The sequence below is a fragment of the Kitasatospora sp. NPDC056731 genome, from assembly GCF_040687675.1.
Taxonomy (GTDB): domain Bacteria; phylum Actinomycetota; class Actinomycetes; order Streptomycetales; family Streptomycetaceae; genus Kitasatospora.
Genome location: NZ_JBFBNR010000011.1, coordinates 191,600 through 210,225, shown reverse-complemented (window position 1 = coordinate 210,225; position 18,626 = coordinate 191,600). Strand labels below are relative to the sequence as shown.

General features: G+C 73.0%; 17 protein-coding genes and 1 tRNA gene. 8 read left to right on the top strand and 10 right to left on the bottom strand.

What is annotated here, in order from left to right; translation table 11 throughout:
• Nucleotides 1-23 precede the first annotated feature (23 nt).
• Nucleotides 24-287: a dsRBD fold-containing protein gene (locus tag AB0R04_RS14365; protein WP_063350242.1), complete on the top strand. Its 264-nt coding sequence runs from the start codon at nt 24-26 to the stop codon at nt 285-287.
• 53 nt (nt 288-340) lie between these two features.
• Here AB0R04_RS14365 and AB0R04_RS14360 read toward each other — a convergent pair whose 3' ends face one another.
• From AB0R04_RS14360 to AB0R04_RS14345, 4 genes are all read right to left on the bottom strand, one after another.
• Complete coding sequence (locus tag AB0R04_RS14360; protein WP_363371016.1) at nt 341-868, bottom strand: hypothetical protein; 528 nt, start codon at nt 866-868, stop codon at nt 341-343.
• Nucleotides 869-1,051: 183 nt separating this feature from the next.
• The gene (locus AB0R04_RS14355; protein WP_363371014.1) at nt 1,052-1,939 is read right to left on the bottom strand and encodes an alpha/beta hydrolase; all 888 of its coding nucleotides are present in this window, start codon (nt 1,937-1,939) and stop codon (nt 1,052-1,054) included.
• Between the two features lie 167 nt (nt 1,940-2,106).
• Nucleotides 2,107-2,454 (bottom strand): hypothetical protein, encoded by a 348-nt coding sequence (locus tag AB0R04_RS14350; protein WP_159398553.1) that lies wholly within the window; start codon nt 2,452-2,454, stop codon nt 2,107-2,109.
• Nucleotides 2,455-2,573: 119 nt separating this feature from the next.
• Entirely contained in the window at nt 2,574-3,497 is a 924-nt protein-coding gene (locus AB0R04_RS14345) for an AEC family transporter (RefSeq protein WP_363371012.1), read from the bottom strand.
• Nucleotides 3,498-3,605: 108 nt separating this feature from the next.
• On the opposite strand from AB0R04_RS14345, the gene AB0R04_RS14340 reads away from it, so the two are divergent.
• On the top strand, nt 3,606-4,085 hold the full coding sequence (locus AB0R04_RS14340) for an HD domain-containing protein (RefSeq protein ID WP_063350248.1): 480 nt from the start codon (nt 3,606-3,608) through the stop codon (nt 4,083-4,085).
• A 266-nt stretch (nt 4,086-4,351) separates the two neighbouring features.
• Here the strand turns inward: AB0R04_RS14340 and AB0R04_RS14335 are convergent, their stop codons facing one another.
• A complete protein-coding gene (locus tag AB0R04_RS14335; protein ID WP_244293519.1) occupies nt 4,352-4,726 on the bottom strand; it encodes a transglycosylase SLT domain-containing protein in 375 nt (124 codons plus the stop codon).
• Nucleotides 4,727-5,277: 551 nt separating this feature from the next.
• Nucleotides 5,278-6,915 (bottom strand): carboxyl transferase domain-containing protein, encoded by a 1,638-nt coding sequence (locus AB0R04_RS14330; protein ID WP_363371010.1) that lies wholly within the window; start codon nt 6,913-6,915, stop codon nt 5,278-5,280.
• 351 nt (nt 6,916-7,266) lie between these two features.
• On the opposite strand from AB0R04_RS14330, the gene AB0R04_RS14325 reads away from it, so the two are divergent.
• A complete protein-coding gene (locus AB0R04_RS14325; protein ID WP_244293725.1) occupies nt 7,267-7,599 on the top strand; it encodes a ribonuclease in 333 nt (110 codons plus the stop codon).
• Nucleotides 7,600-7,750: 151 nt separating this feature from the next.
• On the opposite strand, the gene AB0R04_RS14320 is transcribed toward AB0R04_RS14325, so the two are convergent.
• Nucleotides 7,751-8,569, bottom strand: coding sequence for an MOSC N-terminal beta barrel domain-containing protein (locus AB0R04_RS14320; protein WP_363371009.1), 819 nt, complete (start codon nt 8,567-8,569; stop codon nt 7,751-7,753).
• Between the two features lie 462 nt (nt 8,570-9,031).
• Between AB0R04_RS14320 and AB0R04_RS14315 the strand changes: the two genes are divergently transcribed.
• Nucleotides 9,032-9,589 (top strand): universal stress protein, encoded by a 558-nt coding sequence (locus tag AB0R04_RS14315; protein WP_363371007.1) that lies wholly within the window; start codon nt 9,032-9,034, stop codon nt 9,587-9,589.
• Between the two features lie 45 nt (nt 9,590-9,634).
• Here the strand turns inward: AB0R04_RS14315 and AB0R04_RS14310 are convergent, their stop codons facing one another.
• From AB0R04_RS14310 to AB0R04_RS14300, 3 genes are all read right to left on the bottom strand, one after another.
• The gene (locus tag AB0R04_RS14310; RefSeq protein WP_363371006.1) at nt 9,635-9,766 is read right to left on the bottom strand and encodes a hypothetical protein; all 132 of its coding nucleotides are present in this window, start codon (nt 9,764-9,766) and stop codon (nt 9,635-9,637) included.
• A gap of 13 nt (nt 9,767-9,779) precedes the next feature.
• Nucleotides 9,780-9,855, bottom strand: a tRNA-Val gene (locus AB0R04_RS14305).
• A gap of 1,418 nt (nt 9,856-11,273) precedes the next feature.
• Nucleotides 11,274-12,167 carry an IclR family transcriptional regulator gene (locus AB0R04_RS14300; RefSeq protein ID WP_079136066.1) on the bottom strand — a complete coding sequence of 298 codons (894 nt, stop codon included), beginning with the start codon at nt 12,165-12,167 and terminating at the stop codon, nt 11,274-11,276.
• Nucleotides 12,168-12,593: 426 nt separating this feature from the next.
• Between AB0R04_RS14300 and AB0R04_RS14295 the strand changes: the two genes are divergently transcribed.
• The 4 genes from AB0R04_RS14295 to AB0R04_RS14280 all read left to right on the top strand — a co-directional run bounded on the left by AB0R04_RS14295 (nt 12,594) and on the right by AB0R04_RS14280 (nt 18,570).
• Entirely contained in the window at nt 12,594-13,904 is a 1,311-nt protein-coding gene (locus tag AB0R04_RS14295; RefSeq protein WP_363371004.1) for an extracellular solute-binding protein, read from the top strand.
• Between the two features lie 94 nt (nt 13,905-13,998).
• A complete protein-coding gene (locus tag AB0R04_RS14290; protein ID WP_063350256.1) occupies nt 13,999-14,979 on the top strand; it encodes a sugar ABC transporter permease in 981 nt (326 codons plus the stop codon).
• Between the two features lie 131 nt (nt 14,980-15,110).
• A complete protein-coding gene (locus tag AB0R04_RS14285; protein ID WP_063351601.1) occupies nt 15,111-15,914 on the top strand; it encodes a carbohydrate ABC transporter permease in 804 nt (267 codons plus the stop codon).
• Between the two features lie 262 nt (nt 15,915-16,176).
• Nucleotides 16,177-18,570, top strand: a complete 2,394-nt coding sequence (locus AB0R04_RS14280) for an excinuclease ABC subunit UvrA (protein ID WP_363371080.1) — start codon at nt 16,177-16,179, stop codon at nt 18,568-18,570.
• Nucleotides 18,571-18,626: the final 56 nt, after the last annotated feature.

Below are 18,626 nucleotides of genomic sequence, written 5' to 3'. Positions count from 1 at the left end.
GGGCCGCTGCCAGGAGGTGTGGCATGCACAACCAGTGGGACGTGGAGCTGAGCTTCGAGGAAGACGGAGTGCACACGGCGTGCGAGGCCAGGCTGACCGGTGCGCGGGCGCCGGGCCTGCGCGCCCACGGGGAGTCGATGAAGAGCACGGACGACCGCCCGCTCGCCAGGATCGGTGAGGAGGTCGCGGCCTCCCGCGCCCTGGAGGAACTGTCCCGCAAGCTGCGGGCGCAGGCCACCGGGGAGATCGACGACGAAGGACACCGCCCGGGGTACCTGATCTACTGATCCCCGCCCGCCGCCGCCACGCTTGCGCGGGGCGGCTCGGGGCCACGCGGACGTCAGGACCAGGGGTTGGCCGGCTGGTCGTTGATCGCCGTCCAGAACCGGGTGCCCGCCGGGAGGGTGCCAGCCGCCCAGAGCGACCAGCCCTGCCCGTCGTGGAACTCGGCCATTCGCCAGCCGGCGCCGAAGGAGTCCTCGCAGAGCCCGTCGGCGTCGTCCCGGCTGGTCAGGTCGGACCCGGCCGTCGGGGCCGTCGCGGCGACCTCCCCGCCCGCCCAGCTGTGGAAGCCGGCGGTGGGGATCCCGGTGGGGGCCGGGCGGCGGTCCTGGTGGAGGCAGAGCACCGGCAGTTCGGTGTCGGCGGAGGTGTCCCCGAGGTAGGGGTTGCTGGCGCCGTCGGTGCCGACGTGCACCACACCGGCGCGCTGTTCCAGGGCGGTCCAGGTCAGCCCCGGGTGTTCGCCCGCCGAGGCGGCGACGGCCGGCCCGTCGCGGTCCACGGCGAACGCGCTGCCCGGGGTGGCGGCCAGCGCGGTGAGCGCGAGCACCGCTGCGGGGGCGAGGCGTCGGACGAACGTGGGCATGGCTGCTCCAGGGAGTGGTGGGCCGACGTGGCGACGCCAGTCTGCCAGCGCCAAGTCGAGTGCGGTACAAGGGATTTGGCGACGCTGGCGAGTTCGGGCCAATCCGTCGTCGGCGGCTTGCGCGCAGCGGCCGGGCCGGTTCGGCACGGGCGTGGCGACCGTGCCGTCCGAACGGCCCCGCCGTCAGCCGCGGGAGGCGGCGAGGAATCCGGTCAGCCGGGCGTTGACCTCCGCCGCGCCCGCCATGGGCAGGTGGTGGTGCGAGAGGCCCGGCAGGACGGCGACCGTCGCCTCGGGCAGGGTGCGGCGGGCGGCCTCGGCGACCCGGGGGGCGTGGTGGGTGCGGCTGTGCTCGGCGAACAGGGCGAGGGTCGGGGTGGTGAGGGAGCGCAGCCGGTCGGGGCCGGGGCGGGGGCCGGTGATGACGCGGGTGGCGGGGAAGTCGGCGTATCCGAGGGCGTAGACCTCGCGCCAGCCGGGGTCCGGGCGGGGGCCGTCGCCGGCCTCCCAGTCGAGGTAGGAACGGGCCCGGGCGGCGGTGCGGCGGGGGAGGAAGAGCGGCAGGGCGTGCAGCAGGTAGTCGGGGCGGAAGCCGGCGAAGCACTGGGTGGGATCGAGGAGGGCGAGCCGGCCGACCCGGGCGGGCGCGTGCAGGGCGTACTCCAGGGCGATCCAGCCGCCGTAGGAGTGGCCGCAGAAGTCGGCCCGGGGGAGGCCGAGTCGGTCGAGGACGGTGTCCAGCCAGCCGAGCAGCCCGGGGACGCCGGCGAGTGGGGCGCCGTCGTGGACGCTGCGGCCCGGGTCGCCGATGAGGTCGGGGGCGAGGACGCGGTGCCCGGCGGCCGTCCACACGGCGACGTTGGCGAACCACATGGTGGAGGTGGCGCCGCCGCCGTGCAGCAGGACGAGGGGGCGGCCGTCGGGCGGGCCGCAGGCGTTGATCCGGGTGGTGCCGTGGGCTGTTCGGACGGTGAGGTGCTCGACCGGGACGGGCCAGCGGGCCAGCAGCGCGTCGTAGGCGGTGAGGAAGGCGGCGGTGCGGGTGGGGGAGGGCGTGGTGCGGGCGGACATGATGGGCCTCCGCGGGGTGTAAGGAGGCACCCGACCGGTCTGCGGGCGCTGATCCGTCTGTTGGGCGCCTCCCGGGCCGGCCGGGTGGTGCCCCCGGGCCGGCTCGGGAAGGCGTTGCGGTTGGACTCGGCGGGCACCACCGGTCTGGTGGAGTGACCGGCGGGGCGTCAGAACCAGGTCTCGCCGTAGTGCGGCCCGGGGTGGTCCTCGCGCAGCAGGCAGATGTTGGGGTCGCGCGGCGGCTCCGGCCCCTCGTGCGGGCCGACGGCCGGGCAGCGCGGCCCGACCTCGACCAGGTACTCGGGCCAGGACGCCCAGTGCAGGTCGAAGCCGACGCCCTGGACCAGCGCGGAATGGGTGCCGCCGTGCCCGCCGGCGAGGTCGCAGCGCAGGCGCGGATCGATCAGGAAGGCACCGCGCGGAACGGTGTTGTAGTGGTCCACGTCCGTCTGCGGCAGCGTGACGACGGACGGACAGTGGTGGAACTCTGCGGAACGAAGGTCCGGTTGGCTCATGGCCGCCAGCATTCCACCGGGAGCCCGGCGAGGGCCCCGGTTCCCCGCTTTTGTACGGCTCGCGGGTGACAACTGTCGTGCCGTGTACGGGTGGCTGTCACCTCTCCGGAAGGCTCCGGCTACGCGGCGAGGGACCAGCTGATCACCGACAGGGTCGCCATCGACGCCAGGGTCGACCAGAGCACCGAGTCCCGGGCGAGCCCGGTGCCCTGCCCGTACTCGCGGGCGTAGACGTAGACGTTCTGCGCGGTGGGCAGGGCGGAGAAGAGCACCACGGTGAGGAGTTGGTGCGCAGGGAGGTGGAGCAGCGGGCCGGCCACCGCGAAGGCGACCAGCGGCTGTATCAGGGTCTTGACCGCGACGGTCAGCCCGACCTCGGCGTGGCGCGAACGGCCGGTGGCCGGCGGGCGGTTGTGCAGCGACATGCCGAGGGCGACCAGGGCGGTCGGCACGCCGGCGCCGCCGAGCAGCTCGCAGGAACGGTTCAGCTCGGCGGGCAGGTGAAGCCCGCCGGCGGAGGCGGCGGCGCCTAGCGCGGTGGCCAACAGGATGGGGTTGCGCAGCGGCAGGGTGAGCAGGGCCCGGCGGCCGGCCGCGCCGCCGTCGAGGACGGCCAGCACCGCGGGCGTGACCACCAGGATCTGGAACAGCACCACCGGTGCGACGAAGGAGGCGTCGCCGAGGAGCTGCATCGCCACCGGGATGCCGAGGTTGGCCGAGTTGACGTACCCGCAGGCCATCGCGCCGATCGCCAACTCGCCGGTCTTGCGCCGGAACAGCAGGCGCCCGGCGAGCAGCCCGAGGCCGATCGAGACGACGGTGCCCGCGGTGAAGGCGAGCATCGAGGGGTTGGCGAAGTGGTCCAGCGGGGTGCGGACGATCATCAGGAACAGCGAGGCCGGCATCGCCACGTGGAAGACGAACCGGTTGAGCACCGGCTCCGCGTGCGGCCCGAGCAGCCCGGTCCGGCCGACCAGGTAGCCGATCCCGGTCAGCGCCCAGATCGGGGCGAATCCGGACAGCAGGGGGTGCAGGGATGGCATGGTTCCTCGGATCGCTCGGACGGTCTGCCGGGTGGGCCGGGGGTCTCCCGCCCCGGGGCAGTAAACCAGTGAGCGTGAACGGGCAGACCACGGGCCTACGATGAGCCGATGGAGCCCGAGAACGCGCCGACGGAACCCGAGTACCTGAGCCTGGCCGAGGTGGAGGCGATCGCCCGCCGCGCGCACGAGGGGCAGGTCGACAAGAACGGCCACCCGTACGGCGAGCACATCGCGGCGGTCGCGCACGGGACGGCCGCGCGCGGTGGCAGCGACGCCCAGATCGCGGCGGGCTGGCTGCACGACACCGTCGAGGACGACCGGCTGAGCCGGGAGTGGCTGGCGGGGGCCGCGCTGCCCGGGGCCACCAAGACGATCGTGGACGCGCTCACCCGCCGCCCCGACGAGCCGGTCGAGGCGTACACCGCGCGGGTCCTGGCCACGCCGGGCGCGCTGCTGGTCAAGCGTGCCGACCTCGCCCACAACTCGGACCCGGCCCGGCTGGCCGCGCTGGACGCCGCCACCGCCGAGCGGTTGGCCGCCAAGTACGCGCGGATGCGGGAACTGCTCGGGCTCACCGGCGAGCTCTGAGCGGCGGGTGGCCCGGGCTGGGCGAACCAGGAGCAGGCTGGGCGAACGGCGGGGCGGGTCGGGTGAGCCGGGGAGCGGGCTGGGCGAACGGCGGGAGGCGCCGCGCGACCTGTGAGAGGTGTGCGCGAACCACGAGAGGGCCCGGGCCACGCGGATCGCGCGGGCCCGGGCCCTCTGGGGTCACCCCGGTGATCCCTGTCCGACCCCCGGGGTGAGGGGGGAGTGGTCAGGATGCGGGTGGAGTCCGGTGAGCCGAGGTGGTCGGCTTAGTACCAGTGGTTGGCCTGCCAGAAGTTCCAGGCGGCGTTCGGGCTGCCGTAGCGGGTGTTCATGTAGTCCAGCGCCCACTTGATCTGGGTGGTCGCGTTGGTCTTCCAGTCGGAGCCGTGCGTCGCCATCTTGGAGCCCGGCAGCGCCTGGGCCAGGCCGTACGCGCCCGAGCTGGCGTTGGTCGCCGTCACGTTCCAGCTGGACTCGTGGGCGATGATCTGGCTGAAGGAGGCCAGCTGGTTCGCCGGGACGATCTGGGCGGCCACGGCCTGCGGGGACAGGGTGGCGGCGTTCGCGGTGGCGGGCAGCACACCCGCGCCCAGGGCGGTCAGACCGGCGGCGCCGGCGAGAATCGCGGCGGAAGTGCGCATACGGAGCTTGAAAGTGGGCATGAAGAACAGGACCTCAATCAGGTTGGGCCGGGTCACGCCCCGCCTTGGACCACGGCCGGACAGGGGCCGAAACGGTCGTGGGGCGTGACCTGGCAGTAAGTCGCTACCGGCGGGACAGGTGCCGGTGCGGCTGACGACTGAGCCATTGTTGGCATGCCGGATCGGGCGCCGCCAAGACCCCCTTGTTACGACCCCCGGTCGTACGGGGGGCGGCCGCCGTGGATTCGAAGGGTCGACTGCGCGGGGCGCGCCGACCGGTCGTGACCTGTGCGAACACCCCGTCGGCAGGCTGTGGCGCGGGTGCCCGGAAGCTGCCACTATCGCCCGTCGTGGACCGCATTCCGGTGTGAGCGCACTCACCGTTTGGGCCGCTGCGGCCGTCACCCGCCGGTCTGCGGCCGGCACGTTGGGTACAGACGATCTCGGCCCCGTTGAGACCGGCGCCACACCCGCTGGGGCCCGGGGGAGACCGTCGGGCTGCGGCGGAGATCGACGGCCCCCACCGGGGGTTCAGCGGCGGTCGCCGACGTTCAGCGGAGGTCGCCGAGGCGGCGGTGACGCAGGGCCCGCGCCGCGAGGCGGTCCGGCTCAGGCAGCGCCGCCAGCCCGCCGAGCGCGGCGCCGACCGCCCGTCCGAGCCGCGCGCAGAACGCCTCCGGCTCGTCCGCCGCGTCCGGCCGCTCCTCGACCACCTCGTCCACCAGCCCCACCTCCGCCAGGTGGCCCGCGCCGATGCCCTGGGAGCGGGCCAGCTCGGCGGCGTGCCCGCCGTCCCGGTGGACGATCGCGGACGCGCCCTCCGGCGGCAGTGGCGCCAGCCAGGCGTGCCCGGCGGCGAGCACCCGGTCGGCCGGGAGCAGCGCCAGCGCGCCGCCGCCCGAGCCCTGGCCGAGCAGCACCGCCAGGACGGGCGTGCGCAGCGCCAGCAGGGTGGTTAGGCAGTGCGCGATCTCGACCGCGATCCCGTCCAGCTCGGCCTGCGCGGACAGTTCGGCCCCGGCCGTGTCCACGACCGTGACCAGTGGCAGCCCCAGCTGCTCCGCGACCCGCGCGGTGCGCCGGACGGCCCGCAGGTCGGCGGCGGTGAACGGGCGCTCGTGCTCCGGGGTCTGCCGCTGCTGGCCGACCACCAGCACCGGCCGGCCCCCGAGGACGGCGAGGGCGCGGACCAGCGCGCCGTCCCGCCCGCCGGGGGCGTCCAGCAGCACCAGTTCCTCGGCGGTGTGGCGCAGCAGCTCGCGGGTGCCCGGGCGGTCGGGGCGACGGGTGCGGCGCACGGAATCCCAGGCGTCGGGGTGTTCGGCGGTCTCGTCGGCGGTCTTGTCGGGGGTGTGGTCGGGGCCGGGGCCGGGGGCGCCGGTGCCGCCGGCGTCGGCGCTGCCCGGGGCGGGCGCGGCGGTGGCGAGGACGGCGAGCGTGCGGCGGACCAGCTCGCGCAGGTCCTGCGGTGGCACGACGGCGTCCACCAGACCGCGCCCGGCGAGCGTCTCCGCCCGCTGCACGTCCGGGGGCAGTTCCACGCCGCGCAGCTCCTCGTACACGCGCGGGCCGAGGAAGCCGAGCCGGGCGCCCGGCTCGGCGAACACCAGCTGGCCGAGCGTGCCCCAGGAGGCGAGGACCCCGCCCATGGTCGGGTTCCGTAGATAGGTGAGATAGGGGAGACCGGCCGCGCGGTGCGCCTGGACGGCGGCGGTGATCCGCAGCATGCACAGGAAGGCCGCCGACCCCTCCTGCATGCGCGTCCCGCCGGAGACGGGCAGGGCGAGCAGCGGCAGCCGCTCGGCGGTGGCGCGCTCGACGGCGCGGGTGATCCGCTCGGCGGTGGCGACGCCGATCGAGCCGCCGAGGAAGCCGAACTCGGAGGCGACCAGCGCCACCGGTCGCCCGCCGACCAGGCCGGCACCGGTGAGGACGGCCTCGTCGAGACCGGTGCGTGCGCGGGCCCGGTCGAGCGAGGCGCGGTAGCCGGGGTCGGCGGGCGGGCCTGCGGGCGGGTCGGTCGGCGGCTCGTCCCAGCCCTGGAAGGCGCCCGGGTCGACCAGCAGTCCGATCAGCTGCCGCGCGGTCAGCGGCGCGCCCGTGCCCGTGCCCGTTCCCGCACTCGGGCTCGGGTGCGCTCCCGCGCCCGCGCCCGTTCCCGTGTCCGTGCCCGTTGTCCCCGTGTTCATGCCCACCCCGTCAGCGGTCGTTCCGGCCCGACATGATCCGTCACTCTATGCGGCGCGACTGGAGCGGGGAGCGAACGTGAGGAAGCTGTGAGGAGGCCGACAGCGGCCAGGTCGCTAGTTCGACGGCGGTCGACCCATGGGGTGTCCGGGCGGTTCGTGGACGGCGCCGGCGGGGCTCGGGCCGGGGTCGGGATACAGCTCAAGTCGCTGGTCAGGCACGTGAGTTACCCGTCGGTTAATAGTTTGTCGCAGGGCTTCCGGAGTTGTCGGTGGCTGGTCACACTGGTGGACATGACCCGCACTCTACGCGCGTGGAAGACCCGCGCTGCCGCCGTCACCGCCGTCGCCCTGATGACCCTCGCGCCCGTCGCCGTCGCCACCGAGGCGCACGCCGACGTGAGCGGCACGGTGTGTCTGTCCACCCTCCCGCCCGAGGCGACCGACACCCTCAACCTGATCGCCACCGACGGGCCGTTCCCGTACTCCCAGGACGGCGTCGTGTTCCAGAACAGGGAGCACGTCCTGCCCGGCCAGTCCTACGGCTACTACCACGAGTACACCGTCATCACGCCCGGTGCCCCGACCCGCGGCACCCGCCGGATCATCACCGGCCAGGCGACCCAGGAGGACTACTACACCGGTGACCACTACGTCACGTTCTCGCTGATCGACCAGGGCTGCTGACACGCGCCCCACGCCCCTCCCGGCCCCGGCGCACGTCTCCGCCGGGGCCGCAGGAACACCGGGCCCGCAGGAACACCGGGCCCCGCAAGATCGCTGGGCCCGCAGGAACGCCAGGGGCGGCCCCCGCCCCGGCGGCCCGCCGCGACCGGCCTCAGAGCTCGGACGGCCCCCAGACGTCCACCACCAGCTCGTCCCCGACCCGCAGCGTGCCGGGCCGCAGCACCGCGAACTTGCTGCCGAACGCGACCCCGCCGCCCGCCGCCCGGCGGTAGCCGGCCAGCGTCCGCAGCGGCTCCGGACCGGCCTTGGCGCCCGTCGACTGGTCGACCAGCGTCACCGAGCAGCGGATCGCGAGCTTGGCGTAGGCCAACTCGGCGCCGCCCACGGTGATCCGGCGGGTCAGGTCCTCGGTGTGCGGCTCGTCCCAGCCGTCCACCACCAGGTTCGGGCGGAACCGGTCCACCGACATGGGGAGTCCGCCGCTCAGCGCGTTGAAGCGCTCCAGCGACGCACGGGACAGCAGGTGCACCGCGCAGCTGTCGGCGTAGCCGGACGTGCCCGGTACCAGCCCGTCGGACACCCGGTCGTGCTCCGGCGGCACCCGGACCAGCCGGCTGCGGACACCCAGCACCCCGGACAGCCAGCCGGCCACCTCCTCGCCCTGGTCGATCCCGAAGAACGGGGCGCCGAACAGCTGCACCGCCCGGCGCGGGCCCTCGGTGTCCACGGCGACGGTCACCGGCTCCACGCCCGGGGCGTCGAGGGTCAGCCGGCGGCCGTCCTCCCCGACCGTCGGGCGGACCGTGGCCAGGAGGCGGTCCCGGCGCTGGGAACGGAACACCCCGTCCTCGTCCACCACCATGAACGCCCGGTCGTGGGCCAGCCCCGCCGGAGTCAGCTCCGCGCGCGCCACCTCGACCCCGGCACACCCCTTCACCGGGTAGTACCGCAACTCCACCACTTCGGCCATGGCCGCCCCCTCGACTCACCGCGGTCCCTCGCGGGCCGCCGCGGACCCCGTGCGGAATCAACGCCTCCGTAGGGTAGTTGACCGCCGTCCGACCGTCCGACCGTCCGACCGTCCGACCGTCCGACCGTCCGACCGTCCGACCGTCCGACCGTCCGCCCGCCCGACCGCCCGACCGCCCGCCCCCGGGATTGCCAGGGGCGGGACATGGCACCGAGCGGCGCGAACCCCCGATCGGCGAGGAACACCTCGACCGGATGTTCGCCGACCTCTGGGAAGCCGAACCACCCGGGGCGTAGGCGAGCTGCTCCACGCCGTAGCGGCCCCGGAGCATCAGGGACACGTACGGAACGCCCGCGCGCGCGTCAGAGGCGTGTCAACGGGCGCCGGAGGTGCGGTGCCGGCCCGCTTTGCTGGAGGACGACAGCACGGCACGGCGGTACGGACCGAGAGGCGGGGCGAACCATGGCGGACAGCGAGATATCCGGCGCGGACGAGGCAGCGGAGCGGGCCGACCGCGCGGGCCGGATCGTCGTCGGCGTCAGCGGCTCGCTCGGCAGCCTCGCCGCCCTCCACCACGCCGTCGCCGAAGCCCACCGCACCGACGCCGAGGTCCTCGCCCTCCTCTGCTGGACCTCACCCGGCGAAGAGATCGGCTACCGCCGCACACCCTGCCCGGCCGCCATCACCGCAGGCCGCGACGCCGCCGTCGCCCGGCTCCGGCAAGCCCTCGACGAGGCCTTCGCCGGCCGCTACGCCGGAGTCCGGCTGCGTTGCCAGGCCGTCCGCGGCGACACCGGACACACCCTGGTCCGCTTCGCCGACCACCCCGACGACCTGATCGTCCTCGGCGCCGGCAGCAGCCGCGGCTGCCTCTCCCGCGCGCTGCGCCCCTCCGTCGCCGCCTACTGCGTCCGGCACGCGAGCTGCCCCGTCCTGGCCGTCCCCCGGCCGCCGCTGCAGCGCGACCTGGAGGCCATGGAACGCGGCCACGGCCTGCGCTCCCTCGTCGGGGGGCGGTAGGCCGCGCCCGCCCGCGGCGCCGCCCACCTACGACAGCCCGGCCGCCTACGACAGCCCGCCCACCTGCGACAGACCGGCCGCCTCGGCGAGGACGGCGGCGGTCCGGCGGCCGGCGCGCAGCACGGCTTCGGCGGTGGTGGGGAGGCAGCGGTCGGCGCCGGCGTCGTACACGGTCATGACGACGCCCGCGTGGTCGGTGGCGGGTTCGAGAACCCGTACCGCCGACATCTGCTTTGTCAGAGCAGCGCTCAGTTGCCGGGTGTGCTCGATGTCCAGCACCCCGTCCTCCGTGCCGTGGACCAGCCAGAGCGGGACGGGGGAGGGCTGCTCGGCCAGCAGGTCGAGGGGGGCGTCCCCGGTGGTGATCGCCGGGCGGGCGTAGCTGGAGGCGATGCCGACGGCGGCGATGGGACGCTGCTCGGCGGGGGTGTCCGGGTGAGTGGCCACGGCTATGGCCTCCCGGCCGCCCAGTGACCAGCCGGCCAGGACCAGGCGGTCCGGGTCCCCGCCGTACGCGGCGGCGATGCGGCGGGCGTGGGCGAGCGAGGCGAGCAGTTCGGCGCGGCCGCCGTCCGGCAGGTCGGAGCGCCAGTCCGGGACGAGCACCAGCAGGCCGAGCCCGGCGGCCTCCCGGGCGAGCGGCCGCAGCACGTCGCGCTCGTCAGGGCCCCGGCCGTGCCACAGCAGTACGACGGGCGCGGGCCCGACGGTGCCGGCGGGCGGGCGGTGCACGTCCATCAGCCGCCCGTCGGCGTACGGGATGGCCTCGGGTTGAGCGCTCGTCATGCGGGGTTCGCCTCCGGTTCGGTGCCTGATCACGGAGCTGGTACTGTACTTCTCGTCGCGAGGGAGATGATTCCTCGTCAGGCGTCAGTGGTGCTACCAGAGCACGTCCTACTTTCAGTAGGAAGAGTCCGTGCGATCCGGGCCTGGCGCTCCAATTGTCGGATGAGGTCCGGTGCCTTTCAAAGGGTGCCGGGCCTTGTTTGCTTTTGGGGTGGGGTTGGCGGGGGTTCGGTGTGTGGGTGTGGGGCTGGTATTGTTCTGGGTGTCGCGAGGGAGATGATTCCTCGTTAGGCGTCAGTGGTGCTACCAGAGCACGTCCTACTTTCAGTAGGAAGAGTCCGTGCGATCCGGGCCTGGCGCTCCAATAGTCGGATGAGGTCCGGTGCCTTTCAAAAGGTGCCGGGCCTTGTTTGCTTTTGGGGTGGGGGTTGGCCGGGGTTCGGTGTGTGGGTGTGGGGCTGGTATTGTTCTGGGTGTCGCGAGGGAGATGATTCCTCGTCAGGCGTCAGTGGTGCTACCAGAGCACGTCCTACTTTCAGTAGGAAGAGTCCGTGCGACCCGGGCCTGGCGCTCCAATAGTCGGATGAGGTCCGGTGCCTTTCAAAAGGTGCCGGGCCTTGTTTGCTTTTGGGGTGGGGGTTGGCCGGGGTTCGGTGTGTGGGTGTGGGGCTGGTATTGTTCTGGGTGTCGCGAGGGAGATGATTCCTCGTCAGGCGTCAGTGGTGCTACCAGAGCACGTCCTACTTTCAGTAGGAAGAGTCCGTGCGACCCGGGCCTGGCGCTCCAATAGTCGGATGAGGTCCGGTGCCTTTCAAAAGGCGCCGGGCCTCATCCGCTTTTTCGGGCTGTTTCGGTGCGCGGTCAGGACTTGGTGAGGCGGGCGAGTTCCGCCGGGGATTCAGGACGGCTGGCGGTCGGAGCCGAGTTCGCGGGAGATCCGCAGTCCGGCCTGGGCGACGACGGGGCCGAGGGCGCGGACGCGGGCGGCGGTCATGCGGGAGGTCAGGCCGGAGACCGACAGGGCGGCGGTGACCTCGCCGGCGTGGTCGAAGATCGGTGCGGCGACGCAGCGGACCTCGGGTTCGTTCTCGCGGTCGTCGATGGAGTAGCCGCGGGCGCGGATCCGGGCGAGGTCGGCGCGCAGCCGGGTCTCGTCGGAGATGGTCCAGGCGGTGACCGGGCGCAGGCCCGCGGCGACGACCTCGGTGACGGCCTCGTCGGGCAGCCAGGCGAGGATGGCCTTTCCGGTGGCGGTGCAGTAGGCGGGGGCCCGGCTGCCGACGCGGGAGGCCATGCGGACGTTGGTCTCGTCCTCGACCTTGTCCAGGTAGACGATTCCGGGGGCCTGCCAGACGGTCAGGTGGACGGTCTCGCCGGCCTCGCGCTGGAGCCGGCGCAGGTGTTCGGCGGCGACGCTGCGCAGGTCGAGGGTGGAGAGGTAGGCCTGGCCGAGGCGCAGTGAGCCGTGGCCGAGCCGGAACCAGCCGGTCTCGCGGTCGCGGTCGAGGAGGTGCTCGTCGAGCAGCGGGCCCGCGAGCCGCAGCACGGTGCTCTTGTTGAGGCCGAGCGCTTCGGCGAGCTGGGCGAGCGGGACGCCGCGCCCGTCGCTGTGGTCGCGGACGTGGCCGAGGACGGCGAGCGCGCGGCGCAGCGAGGACGACTGGTTGCGTTCGGTCGCGGGTTTGCGCCCGGCGGCCGCGCCCGAGGGCCGTTCGGCCGCCGCGCCGGTGGGTCTGTCGGCCGCCGTGCCCGCGGGCCGCTCGGTCTCCGCGTCGGGCCCCGTCTCCGTCATGGGTGGTCCGTCCCCTGTCTCGTTCCGCTGTCGAGTGCTACTGCCGTGCACTGCTGCCGTGTGCTGATGCCGCGTTCTGCCGGTGTTCCCCCGCTCGACGGCGGCGGTTGTCAGAAGGTACCCGTTCGCGTCCGCAGCGCCGCTTCTTCGACACAACGTTGTGCAGTGCAAAACTTCCCGAACCCCCTCTTGTTGGCGCCGATCGCCCGCGCTTAACGTCCCTGCCATCGAGCAGGCGACGCCGCCCCACCCGAACGGTCCGCCTTGCCGCACCCCCGTACCGGCCTGCCCGGGACGCCCCCCAACGCGTCCGGGCCGTCCTCCACCCACACCCACCATCGGCCCCGGTCAGGGCCTGCTTCGACGTACCCGTCCCCAGCGGCGCACGTCTCGGCGGCAACTGTCGGGAGGGGAGGTTCTCCACCCATGCGACTCATCAGACGGACTGCCGCGGCCGCCGTGCTCGCCGCCAGCTGCCTCGCCGCGACCGCCTGCGCGCCGGGCACCGCCGCGCCGGCCGGCGACAAGGCCGCCGACGACCGGACCGGCACCCTCCAGGTCTGGCTGTACAACGAGGCGGGCAACGCGGCCAAGGAGGCCGTGGTCGGCAAGGCGGTGAGCGAGTTCCAGGCCTCCCACCAGGGCGTCACCGTCAAGGTCAGCTACATCGACACCGACGCCTCCGCCCGCGCGGCCAAGATGAAGGGCGCCTTCAACGACCCGGGCAGCGCCCCGGACCTGGTCGAGTTCGGCAACACCGACCTCCCCGGCTACGTCGCGGCCGGCGGCCTCGCCGAGATCGGCGCCGACCTCGACAAGTGGCAGGACAAGGGCGACCTCGACCCGGCGATCGTCAAGACCGCCGTGGTGGACGGCAAGACGTACGGCCTGCCCTGGTGGGTCGCCGTGCGCGCGCTCTACTACCGCAGCGACCTGTTCACCGAGGCCGGGCTGACCCCGCCGACCTCGTACGCCGAACTGGTCACCGCCACCCAGAAGATCCACGCAGCGCACCCCGACACCTTCGGCATCGCCGTCGGCGGCAAGTACACCTTCGGGGCGCTGCCGTTCGTCTGGGACGCGGGCGGCGACATCGCCGCCAAGGACGGCTCCGCGTACAAGGCGGCCATCAACTCGCCCGCCGCGCAGGCCGGGATCAAGCGCTACACCGATCTCTTCGGCGCCGACGGCTGCCCCGCCCAGCAGTGCGCCGACCTCACCGGCGGCAAGACCGTCGACCTGTTCGCGGCCGGCAAGTCGGCGATGGCGATCCTGCCCAACTCCAGCCGCAGCAAGGTCGACGGGGGCCCGGTGAAGGGCAAGTACGGCGTGGTGCCGCTGCCCGGGGAGAAGGCCGGCTCGATCGCCCCGGCGTTCGCGGGCGGCAACAACCTCGGCGTGATGAAGGCGGCCAAGCACCGCACGCTCGCCCTCGAATTCGCCGAACTGCTGGCGGGCCCGGCGTACCAGGAGCAGATGTACGACGCGATGGGCAACCTGCCGACGCTCAAGTCCGTCAGCGGCAAGGTCGCCGCCAAGGACGCCTTCCTGAAGCCGTTCACCGACACCATCGCGGCCGGCACCAGGTTCGTCCCGCTCGACCAGGCGTGGGCGCAGATCGACGCCCAGGCGGTGATCCCGACCATGCTGCAGCAGGTGGTCACCGGCAAGGCGGACGTGGCGAAGGCCTCGGGCGACGCCGCGAACCAGATCACCTCGGCCTTCGCCGCGCACTGACGGCGGCTGCCCACCCACCCCCAACCTCTGGTCCCGTACCACCTCCTGGTCCCGCACCGACCTCCTGGTCCGCGGAAGAGAGCAGGTCCCGCACGTGTCCGCATCCACCACGACCGCCCCGACGGCGCCGCCTTCCCCGCGCGGGCGCCGTGGGGGCACGGCGCCGGCCGCACCCTCGGGCGGCCGGCGCCGCCGGCCCCCGCTGCTGCTGCTCCTGCCGGCCGCGGTCATCCTGATCCCGCTGGTCGCCTACCCGATCTACCAGCTGGGCCTGCTGTCCGTGCTGGACTTCGGGCAGGCCCAGGCCTCGGGGGGCGCCCCGACCTCCTTCGTCGGCTTCGGCAACTACTCGAAGATCCTGAGCGACGGCCAGTTCTGGTCGGTGCTGCTGCAGACGGTCGGCTTCGCCGCGTTCTGCGTGGTCGCCACCCTGGCCGTCGGCGCGACCCTCGCCGTCCTGCTGACCAAGGTCGGGCGGTGGCCCAGGCTGGTGCTGACCACCGCCGCGATGGCGGCCTGGGCGGCGCCGGCGATGACCGGTTCGACGGTGTGGAGCTTCCTGTTCGACACCAACCTCGGCCTGGTCAACCACACGCTGGTGAAGCTCGGGCTCACCGGCTTCCACGAGTTCAACTGGTTCTACGACAAGTGGACGGCGTTCCTGATCGTCGGCGCCGTCGTGGTGTGGCACTCCTTCCCCTTCGTGATGGTCACCCTCTACGCGGGGATCCGGGCGATCCCGGAGGAGATCATGGAGGCCGCCGCCCTGGACGGCGCCAACACCTGGACGACCTTCCGCCGGATCACCGCGCCGATGCTGCGGCCGATCCTGACCATCGTGGTGATCCAGTCGGTGATCTGGGACTTCAAGGTCTTCACCCAGATCTACGTGATGACCGAGGGCGGCGGCATCGCCGGCCAGAACCTGGTGCTCAACGTGTACGCGTACCAGAAGGCGTTCGCCTCCTCGCAGTACGGGCTCGGCGCGGCGATCGGCGTGATCATGCTGCTGATCCTGGTGATCCCGACGGTCCTCTACATCCGCACCCTGCGACGGACGGGGAACGAACTGTGAGCGCCCTGAACCCCGTCCGGGACTCCCGGACCGGCACCGGCGGAACCGGCACCACCCGGAGCCGCAATACCCGGAGCCGTAACACCCGTAGCACCCGCGGTCGTTGGCGGCTCGCCGCCAACACCGGCGCGATCGTGCTGGCCGTGGTCACCGCCTTCCCGATCTTCTGGATGGTGCTGTCCGCGTTCAAGCCCAAGGGCGAGGTGCGGTCGCTGGATCCGAAGCCGTGGACGGCCCACCCCACGCTGGAGAGCTTCCGCCAGGTGCTCAGCGTGGACGGCTTCGGCCGGTACTTCGTGAACAGCCTGGTGATCGCGGTGTCGGTGGTGGTGCTCTCGGCCGTCGTGGTGTTCCTGGCGGCGGTGGCCGTGACCAGGTTCCGGTTCAGGTTCCGCACCACCATCATGGTGATGTTCCTGATCGCCCAGATGATCCCGGTCGAGGCGCTCACCATCCCGCTGTTCTTCATGTTCCGTGACGCCGGCCGGTTCGCGCCGGGCATCGGGCTGAACACCCTCGCCTCGCTGATCCTGGTGCAGTTGGCGTTCTCGCTGCCGTTCGGCATCTGGATGATGCGCGGCTTCGTCGCGGCCGTCCCGGTGTCGATCGAGGAGGCCGCGCAGATCGACGGCGCCAGCCGCACGCGCATCCTGTGGCGGATCCTGCTGCCGCTGGTGGCGCCGGGCCTCGCCGCGACCAGCGTGTTCTCCTTCATCGCCGCGTGGAACGACTTCGTCTTCGCGAAGACCTTCATCATCAGCGCCACCCAGAACCAGACCCTGCCGTCCGCGCTGCTGGTCTTCTTCAAGCCGGACGAGAACGACTGGGGCGGCATCATGGCGGCGTCGACGCTGATGACGGTGCCGGTGCTGATCTTCTTCATCGCGGTCCAGCGCAAGCTGGTGTCCGGGCTGGCGGGCGCGGTGAAGGACTGACGTCGGCCGGCGCGGTGAAGGACTGACGCCGGCCGGGGCGGTCGGGCGGGTTTCCCCCGTCCGGCCGCCCCGGCGGTCGTGCCACGCCGTGCGGCCGGTACCGGACGCCGATCCGCGGGCCCACCGGCCTGGTCGTCTCCGGGGCGGCGGTTAGGCTTCCGCCATGCCTGGCCGGCACCGGTGGACGGGGCTCCCCTCCCGGGTGCGGCGGCCGGCGATCATCCACCGCGACGGCGGCTCCGCCGCACAGATGGGGAAGACGATGAGCAAGCCCACGAGGACGGCCGCGCAGCCGCCGGCGGCACCCGGTGCCGACAGTCACGACCTGATCCGCGTGCACGGCGCGCGCGAGAACAACCTCAAGGACGTCAGCGTCGAGCTCCCGAAGCGGCGGCTGACGGTGTTCACCGGCGTCTCCGGCTCCGGCAAGAGCTCCCTGGTGTTCGACACGATCGCCGCCGAGTCGCAGCGGCTGATCAACGAGACCTACAGCGCCTTCGTCCAGGGCTTCATGCCGACCCAGGCGCGGCCCGAGGTCGACGTGCTGGAGGGGCTGACCACCGCGATCATCGTCGACCAGCAGCGGATGGGCGCCGACCCCCGCTCCACGGTCGGCACCGCCACCGACGCCAACGCGATGCTGCGGATCCTCTTCAGCCGGCTCGGGCAGCCGCACATCGGCTCGCCCAAGGCGTTCTCCTTCAACGTCCCCTCGATCAGCGGGGCGGGCGCCGTCACCGTCGAACGCGGCGGGAAGACCGTCAAGGAGCGGCGCAGCTTCAGCATCACCGGCGGCATGTGCCCGCGCTGCGAGGGCCGCGGCAGCGTGTCCGACATCGACCTCACCCAGCTCTTCGACGACACCAAGTCGATCTCCGAGGGCGCGATCACCATCCCCGGCTGGAAGACCGACAGCTGGTGGACGGTGGGGATCTACGCGAACTCGGGCTTCCTCGACCCGGACAAGCCGATCCGCAAGTACACCAAGAAGGAGATGCAGGACTTCCTCCACCGCGAGCCGACCAAGGTCAAGGTCAACGGGGTCAACCTCACCTACGAGGGGCTGATCCCGAAGATCCAGAAGTCGATGCTCACCAAGGACCGGGACGCGCTGCAGCCGCACATCCGGGCGTTCGTCGACCGGGCGGTCACCTTCACCGCCTGCCCCGACTGCGGGGGCACCCGGCTCAGCGAGGCGGCCCGGTCGTCGCTGATCGGCGGGACCAGCATCGCCGACGCCTGCGCGATGCAGATCAGCGACCTGGCCGCCTGGGTCCGCGACCTCGACGAGCCGGCCGTGGCGCCGCTGCTCGGGACTCTGCGGCACACCCTCGACTCGTTCGTGGAGATCGGGCTGGGCTACCTCTCGCTCGACCGGCCCTCCGGCACGCTGTCCGGCGGCGAGGCGCAGCGGGTCAAGATGATCCGGCACCTCGGCTCGGCGCTCACCGACGTCACGTACGTCTTCGACGAGCCCACCACCGGCCTGCACCCGCACGACATCCAGCGGATGAACGAACTCCTGCTGCGGCTGCGGGACAAGGGCAACACGGTGCTGGTCGTGGAGCACAAGCCGGAGACCATCGCGATCGCCGACCACGTCGTCGACCTCGGTCCCGGCGCCGGGACGGCGGGCGGCTCGGTCTGCTTCGAGGGCACCGTCGAGGGGCTGCGGTCCAGCGGCACCGTCACCGGCCGCCACTTCGACGACCGGGCCGCCGTCCGCAAGGCGGTGCGCGAGCCGAACGGCACCCTGGAGATCCGCGGCGCGACGGCGAACAACCTGCGCGACGTCGACGTCGACATCCCGCTCGGGGTGCTGACCGTGATCACCGGCGTCGCCGGCTCCGGGAAGAGCTCGCTGGTGCACGGCTCCATTCCGGGGGGCGCGGGCGTGGTGTCCGTCGACCAGGGCGCCATCCGCGGCTCCCGGCGCAGCAACCCGGCGACGTACACCGGGCTGCTGGAGCCGATCCGCAAGGCCTTCGCGAAGGCCAACGGCGTCAAACCGGCCCTGTTCAGCGCCAACTCCGAAGGCGCCTGCCCCAACTGCAACGGCGCCGGGGTGGTCTTCACCGACCTGGCGATGATGGCCGGCGTGGCCAGCACCTGCGAGGAGTGCGAGGGCAAGCGTTACGACGCCTCGGTGCTGGAGTACCACCTCGGCGGCCGCGACATCAGCGAGGTGCTCGCGATGCCGGTGACCGAGGCCGAGGAGTTCTTCGGCACCGGCGAGGCGCGCATCCCGGCCGCGCACCGCATCCTCGCCAACCTCGCCGACGTCGGGCTCGGCTACCTCAGCCTCGGCCAGCCGCTCACCACGCTGTCCGGCGGCGAGCGGCAGCGGCTCAAGCTGGCCACCCACATGGCCGAGAAGGGCGGCGTCTACGTCCTCGACGAGCCGACCACCGGCCTGCACCTCGCCGACGTCGAGCAGTTGCTCGGGCTGCTCGACCGGCTGGTGGACTCCGGCAAGTCGGTCATCGTCATCGAGCACCACCAGGCGGTGATGGCGCACGCCGACTGGATCATCGACCTCGGCCCGGGCGCCGGCCACGACGGTGGCCGGATCGTCTTCGAGGGCACGCCCGCCGACCTGATCGCCGCCCGCTCCACCCTCACCGGCGAGCACCTCGCGGCCTACGTCGGGGGCTGACGGCCGCGGCGGTCGAACGTTTCGGCGGCAGGGTGGTGCCACGCCCCGGGCACTGC